Origin of the sequence: Streptomyces sp. NPDC058534 (assembly GCF_042717365.1) — a bacterium.
Classification (GTDB): Bacteria; Actinomycetota; Actinomycetes; order Streptomycetales; family Streptomycetaceae; genus Streptomyces.
Genome location: NZ_JBHXNW010000069.1, coordinates 42176 through 49062, shown reverse-complemented (window position 1 = coordinate 49062; position 6887 = coordinate 42176). Strand labels below are relative to the sequence as shown.

5 protein-coding genes are annotated in these 6887 nt (G+C 70.9%); 3 read left to right on the top strand and 2 right to left on the bottom strand.

The features are described 5' to 3' along the window. Window positions 1–165 precede the first annotated feature (165 nt). On the top strand, window positions 166–1266 hold the full coding sequence (locus tag ACFWR9_RS32470; RefSeq protein WP_383848358.1) for a calcium:proton antiporter: 1101 nt from the start codon (window positions 166–168) through the stop codon (window positions 1264–1266). A 102-nt stretch (window positions 1267–1368) separates the two neighbouring features. Then, on the top strand, window positions 1369–1842 hold the full coding sequence (gene aroQ / locus ACFWR9_RS32465; RefSeq protein ID WP_383848355.1) for a type II 3-dehydroquinate dehydratase: 474 nt from the start codon (window positions 1369–1371) through the stop codon (window positions 1840–1842). Window positions 1843–2048: 206 nt separating this feature from the next. On the opposite strand, the gene ACFWR9_RS32460 is transcribed toward aroQ, so the two are convergent. Both ACFWR9_RS32460 and ACFWR9_RS32455 read right to left on the bottom strand, forming a co-directional pair. Further along, complete coding sequence (locus ACFWR9_RS32460) at window positions 2049–2705, bottom strand: MBL fold metallo-hydrolase (RefSeq protein ID WP_383848352.1); 657 nt, start codon at window positions 2703–2705, stop codon at window positions 2049–2051. A gap of 49 nt (window positions 2706–2754) precedes the next feature. Beyond that, window positions 2755–3441 carry a maleylpyruvate isomerase family mycothiol-dependent enzyme gene (locus ACFWR9_RS32455; RefSeq protein ID WP_383848350.1) on the bottom strand — a complete coding sequence of 229 codons (687 nt, stop codon included), beginning with the start codon at window positions 3439–3441 and terminating at the stop codon, window positions 2755–2757. Between the two features lie 223 nt (window positions 3442–3664). On the opposite strand from ACFWR9_RS32455, the gene uvrA reads away from it, so the two are divergent. Continuing rightward, window positions 3665–6742, top strand: coding sequence for an excinuclease ABC subunit UvrA (gene uvrA / locus ACFWR9_RS32450; protein ID WP_383848347.1), 3078 nt, complete (start codon window positions 3665–3667; stop codon window positions 6740–6742). Window positions 6743–6887: the final 145 nt, after the last annotated feature.

Here is a 6887-nt window from a genome sequence, read left to right as displayed (position 1 = left end):
GGGGGTGCCCCCCCCCCGCCGCCCCCCCCGGGGGCGGGGGGGGGGGGGGGCGCCCCCCCCCCCCGGGGGGGGGGGGGGGCGGCGCCCCCCCCCCCCCCCGCTTCCCGTTCGCCGGTCCGCGTGACAGAGAATGCGGGGCACGTCGCCCTCTGCGACGATCGCCGCATGATCACTCGTCCCAGGGATCTCATCACACAGTGGACGGCCATCAGTCCCCTGGCCGCGGTGGTGCTGCTGATCCTCACCTGGGGACGCGATCTGCCTGGAGCCCTCGTCGCGTTGATGACGGTCGTCCTCGCGATGGCCGTCCTGGCCGCCGTGCACCACGCGGAGGTCGTCGCCCATCGGGTCGGCGAACCCTTCGGCTCCCTGGTCCTCGCCGTCGCGGTGACGGTCATCGAGGTCGCGCTCATCGTGACACTGATGGTGGACGGCGGCGACAAGAGCGCCACTCTGGCCAGGGACACCGTCTTCGCGGCCGTGATGATCACCTGCAACGGCGTGGTGGGCCTCAGCCTTCTGGTCGGCTCACTCCGGCACGGCATCGCCGCGTTCAACCCGGAGGGCACCGGCGCCGCCCTCGCGACGGTGGCGACCCTGGCCACGCTCAGCCTGGTGCTGCCGACGTTCACCACCAGCGCGCCCGGCCCGGAGTTCTCCACCGTGCAGCTCACCTTCGCGGCGCTCTCCTCGCTGATCCTCTACGGCCTGTTCATCGCGACCCTGACCGTGCGGCACCGCGACTACTTCCTGCCGATCACCCGGCACGGCGAAGTGATCACGGTCGAGGAGCACGCCCACGCACCGTCCGCCCGTACCGCTCTGATCAGCCTGGTGATGCTGGGCCTGGCGCTGATCGGCGTCGTCGGACTGGCGAAGGGGGTGTCGCCGACCATCGAGGACGGAGTGGAGGCCGCCGGGCTGCACCACGCAGTGGTCGGCGTGATCATCGCCCTGCTGGTGCTGCTCCCCGAGACCATCGCCGCGGTGCGTTCCGCGCGCCGCGACCGGGTGCAGACCAGCCTGAACCTCGCCCTCGGCTCGGCGATGGCGAGCATCGGCCTGACCATTCCCGCGGTCGCCCTGGCCTCCGTGTGGCTCACCGGGCCGCTGGTCCTGGGCCTGAGCGCCATCCACATGGTGCTGCTCGCCCTGACCGTGGTCGTCGCCTCGCTGACGGTCGTACCGGGACGGGCCACCCCCCTGCAAGGCGGGGTTCACCTGGTGCTGTTCGCGGCGTATCTGGAGCTCGCGATCAATCCGTAGGCGGAGGGTACGGCCGGTCGGGGCGCCGAGGCACCGTGATAGACCGGGGGCCGAGCAGCGGTCGCGCAAGGGCCGCCGCACCCCTCACGGACCGGAGGAACCGTGCCCCGCACCCTGGCCAACGCCCCGATCATGATCCTCAACGGCCCCAACCTGAACCTGCTGGGCCAGCGACAGCCGGAGATCTACGGCTCCGACACCCTCGCCGACGTCGAGGCCCTGTGCGCGAAGACGGCGGCGGCACACGGCGGCACGGTGGACTTCCGGCAGTCCAACCACGAGGGCGAGTTGGTCGACTGGATCCACGAGGCCCGGCTGAACCACTGCGGGATCGTGATCAACCCCGCCGCCTACTCGCACACGTCCGTGGCCGTCCTGGACGCGCTCAACACCTGCGACGGGCTGCCCGTGGTGGAGGTGCACATCTCCAACATCCACCAGCGCGAGCCGTTCCGGCACCACTCCTACGTCTCGCAGCGCGCCGACGGAGTCATCGCGGGGTGCGGGGTGCAGGGATACGCGTTCGCCGTGGAGCGGGTCGCCGCGCTGGCCGGGACGGGACAGGCCCAGGCCTGAGTCGCCGTGGCCGCCGGTCGAGGACGGGAATCGGAGACCGGCGGCCCGTACCGCGCGGGAGCCGTCATCCCGCGCGGGGCTGCCTTGAGTGGACCGCCCCTGCCGGTGGGCCGGGAGCGCGCGCGGAGCCCCGGTGTGTGCGCACGCGTCACACGGGGCGCGCACGTCGGTTCGAGCGCCAAGCGTCCGTGCCGCGCTCCCGGCGCTCACCAGCCGCGTGTGCGCCACTCCGGCAGGTGCGGCCGCTCCGCCCCGAGCGTGGTGTCGTTGCCGTGCCCGGGATAGACCCACGTCTCGTCCGCGAGCACGTCGAAGACTTTGGTCTCCACGTCGTGGATCAGGCTCGCGAACGCCTTCGGGTCCTTGTGGGTGTTGCCCACACCGCCCGGGAAGAGACAGTCCCCCGTGAACACATGGGGATGCCCGTGCGGGTCGTCGTACACCAGGACGATGGAACCCGGCGTGTGGCCGACCAGGTGGCGCGCGGTGAGTTCCACCTGCCCCACCCTGATCGTGTCCCCGTCGTCGACCGCGACGTCGGTCGGCACCGGGATGCCCTCGGCGTCGTACCGGCCGGCGTGGGTGCGGGCGCCGGTGGCGGCGACGACCTCGGCGAGTGCCTGCCAGTGGTCGCCGTGGCGGTGGGTGGTGACGACGGACGCGATGCCGTCGTCACCGATCGTGCCCAGCAGCGTGTGCGCGTCGTTGGCGGCGTCGATCAGCAGTTGCTCGTCGGTGGCCCGGCAGCGCAGCAGATAGGCGTTGTTGTTCATCGGGCCGACCGCGACCTTGGTGATCATCAGGTCCTTGAGCTCGTGCACGTCGGCGGGTCCGCCGACCGTCACCTCTCCGCTGTACGTCATGACGGCCAGCCTAGCTCCGGGAGGCGGTCCGCGGACGGCCGTGCACGGGCTACAGCGGCGGCAGTTCCGGCAACGGGCCGCCGGTCACCGTGAGCGCGGAGCCCTCGCGGCGCCCGGCGAGCCAGCCGAGCAGATCGGCCGGGGGACCGGTCACGGTCACCTCCGGTGCGTCCGCCTCCCGGCCCGTGCGCCACGCGTGCGTACCGTCCGTGAGCCGGGTGGGCGGCACCTCCGGGTGCCCGGTGAAGCGGGCGGCGAGGAAGTCGGTCTCGCGCCCGGTGAACTCCGCCGGAAGATCCTCCAGCTCGTACCCGATGCCCAGGTCCACGTGGTGCAGCTCCACCTCGACCCACCGCCGGAACGGCACCCGGGACGCGGAGTCGGTGACACCGTTGCGCAGCTCCACCGTGCGCGACCAGTCCGCGGGCGCCGCACCGGTCGCCTGGAACCCGGCCGCGCTCTCGCGCACGTCCGTGAGCTGGGCGTCGAGGGGGCGCGGGGCGTCCCGCTCGATGTCGGAGTCCCGGGCCTCGCCGGAGACGTACATGGGGCGTCCTTCGAGGACGTTCACGAGGGCGTCGGCGTTGCGGGCGAGGTGGGCGAGGACGTGGCCGCGGGTCCAGCCGGGAAGCCGTGACGACTCGGTCACGGACACGTTGTCCAGTTTCCCGACCGCGGTGAGCAGCCGTTCGGTCGCGTCACGTACAGACGCCAGGTCATGAGCGTGATCAATCATGGTGCTGACCCTAGACCGGGCCACACCTTCGGGTGAAGGTTGTGGACGACGTCCGCAATTCGAATGCACGTGCTATATGGTCGGAAGCGGCGTCGGGCATGCTGGGAAGTCGGGGTTTGTTGACAACCGGTGAATCCGACCGGCGTTGTCAGTGGCTCCCCCTAGTCTGAGAAAAGACGGGGGCCCGCCCCTGTCACTTCTCTCAAGAAAGGTGCGGACCGGCGTGGCCGACCGTCTCATCGTCCGTGGCGCGCGCGAGCACAACCTGAAGAACGTCTCGCTCGACCTGCCTCGTGACTCGCTCATCGTCTTCACGGGCCTCTCCGGGTCGGGCAAGTCCTCCCTGGCCTTCGACACCATCTTCGCCGAGGGCCAGCGGCGCTACGTGGAGTCGCTCTCCTCCTACGCCCGGCAGTTCCTCGGCCAGATGGACAAGCCGGACGTCGACTTCATCGAGGGGCTCTCCCCGGCGGTCTCCATCGACCAGAAGTCGACCTCGCGCAACCCGCGCTCCACGGTCGGCACCATCACCGAGGTCTACGACTACCTGCGCCTGCTCTTCGCCCGCATCGGCAAGCCGCACTGCCCGGAATGCGGCCGGCCGATCTCGCGCCAGTCGCCGCAGGCCATCGTCGACAAGGTCCTGGAGCTGCCGGAGGGCAGCCGCTTCCAGGTGCTGTCGCCGCTGGTGCGCGAGCGCAAGGGAGAGTTCGTCGACCTGTTCGCGGAGCTCCAGACCAAGGGCTACTCCCGCGCGCGAGTGGACGGCGAGACCATCCAGCTCTCCACCCCGCCGACGCTGAAGAAGCAGGAGAAGCACACCATCGAGGTGGTCGTCGACCGCCTCACCGTCAAGGACTCCGCCAAGCGCCGCCTCACCGACTCCGTCGAGACCGCGCTCGGTCTGTCCGGCGGCATGGTCGTGCTCGACTTCGTCGACCTCCCCGAGGACGACCCCGAGCGCGAGCGCATGTACTCGGAGCACCTGTACTGCCCGTACGACGACCTTTCCTTCGAGGAGCTGGAGCCCCGCTCCTTCTCCTTCAACTCGCCCTTCGGCGCCTGCCCCGACTGCTCCGGCATCGGCACCCGCATGGAGGTCGACCCGGAGCTGATCGTCCCCGACGAGGACAGGTCCCTCGACGAGGGCGCCATCCACCCCTGGTCGCACGGGCACACCAAGGACTACTTCGGCCGCCTGATCGGCGCCCTGGCGGACGCGCTCGGCTTCCGCACGGACATCCCCTTCGCGGGCCTCCCGCTGCGCGCCCGCAAGGCCCTGCTGTACGGACACAAGACCCAGGTCGAGGTCCGCTACCGCAACCGTTACGGCCGCGAGCGCCGGTACACCACGGCCTTCGAGGGCGCGATCCCCTTCGTCAAGCGCCGGCACAGCGAGGCCGAGAGCGACGCCAGCCGCGAGCGCTTCGAGGGCTACATGCGCGAGGTGCCCTGCCCCACCTGTGAGGGCACCCGGCTCAAGCCCCTCGTCCTCGCGGTCACCGTCATGGGCAGGTCGATCGCCGAGGTCTCGGCGATGTCCATCAGCGACTGCGCCGACTTCCTGGGCGAGCTCAAGCTCAGCGCCCGCGACAAGAAGATCGCCGAGCGCGTGCTGAAGGAGGTCAACGAGCGGCTCCGCTTCCTGGTCGACGTCGGCCTGGACTACCTCTCGCTGAACCGCGCGGCCGGCACGCTCTCCGGCGGCGAGGCCCAGCGCATCCGCCTGGCCACCCAGATCGGCTCCGGACTCGTCGGGGTGCTCTACGTCCTCGACGAGCCGTCCATCGGCCTGCACCAGCGCGACAACCATCGGCTGATCGAGACCCTCGTCCGGCTCCGCGACATGGGCAACACTCTCATCGTCGTCGAGCACGACGAGGACACCATCAAGGTCGCCGACTGGATCGTCGACATCGGCCCCGGCGCCGGTGAGCACGGCGGCAAGGTCGTGCACAGCGGCTCCCTCAAGGGACTGCTCGACAACGCCGAGTCGCAGACCGGCCTGTACCTGTCCGGCAGGAAGGCCATCCCGCTGCCCGACATCCGGCGCCCGCACGACCCGACCCGGCAGCTCACCGTGCACGGCGCCCGGGAGAACAACCTCCAGGACATCGACGTGTCCTTCCCGCTGGGCGTCTTCACGGCTGTCACCGGTGTCTCAGGGTCCGGCAAGTCGACCCTGGTCAACGACATCCTGTACACGCACCTGGCGCGCGAGCTGAACGCCGCCCGCAGCGTCCCCGGCCGGCACACGCGCGTGGACGGCGACGACCTCGTCGACAAGGTCGTGCACGTCGACCAGTCGCCCATCGGCCGCACCCCGCGGTCGAACCCGGCGACGTACACCGGCGTCTTCGACCACGTCCGCAAGCTGTTCGCCGAGACGACGGAGGCCAAGGTCCGCGGCTACCTGCCCGGCCGCTTCTCCTTCAACGTCAAGGGCGGCCGCTGCGAGAACTGCGCGGGCGACGGCACGATCAAGATCGAGATGAACTTCCTCCCGGACGTCTACGTCCCGTGCGAGGTCTGCCACGGTGCCCGGTACAACCGGGAGACCCTGGAGGTCCACTACAAGGGCAAGTCCATCGCCGACGTCCTGAACATGCCGATCGAAGAGGCGACCGACTTCTTCGAGGCGGTCCCCGCGATCTCCCGGCACATGAAGACGCTCAAGGACGTCGGCCTCGGCTACGTCCGGCTCGGTCAGTCCGCGACCACCCTGTCCGGCGGCGAGGCCCAGCGCGTCAAGCTCGCCAGCGAGCTGCAGCGCCGCTCCACCGGACGCACTGTCTACGTCCTGGACGAGCCGACCACCGGTCTGCACTTCGAGGACATCAGCAAGCTGCTGACGGTCCTGGCCGGCCTGGTCGACAAGGGCAACACGGTCATCGTCATCGAGCACAACCTCGACGTGATCAAGACCGCCGACTGGGTCGTCGACATGGGCCCCGAGGGCGGCGCCGGCGGTGGCCTGGTGGTCGCCGAGGGCACGCCCGAGCAGGTCGCCGGGGTTGCCACCAGCCACACCGGCAAGTTCCTGCGGGACGTCCTCGGCGCCGACCGGATCAGCGACGCGTCGTCGGTGCGGAGCCCGCGCAAGGCGGTGGCGAAGACGGTGGCGTCCAAGACCACCGCCAAGAAGACCGCGACGAAGTCGGTCGCAGGCACGGCCGCGAAGAAGGCCGCTCCCACGGGGGCTGCGGCGAAGAAGACCGCCGTGAAGACCTCCGACATGAAGACGGCCAAGAAGGCCGCCAAGCCCGCCGCGAAGGAGACGACGCGGACGAGCAAGGCCTGAGCCGAGTCCGGCGCCGCACCGGCACCACCGACGCGCCGGGGTCCACGACCATCGCCCGGGGCGCCCCGGGCCGGGGGCCGGGGCGCCGGCGGGGGCGCCCCCGCCCCCCCGGCCGGCGGGCGGGGCGCGCGCGCAGGGGGGGGGC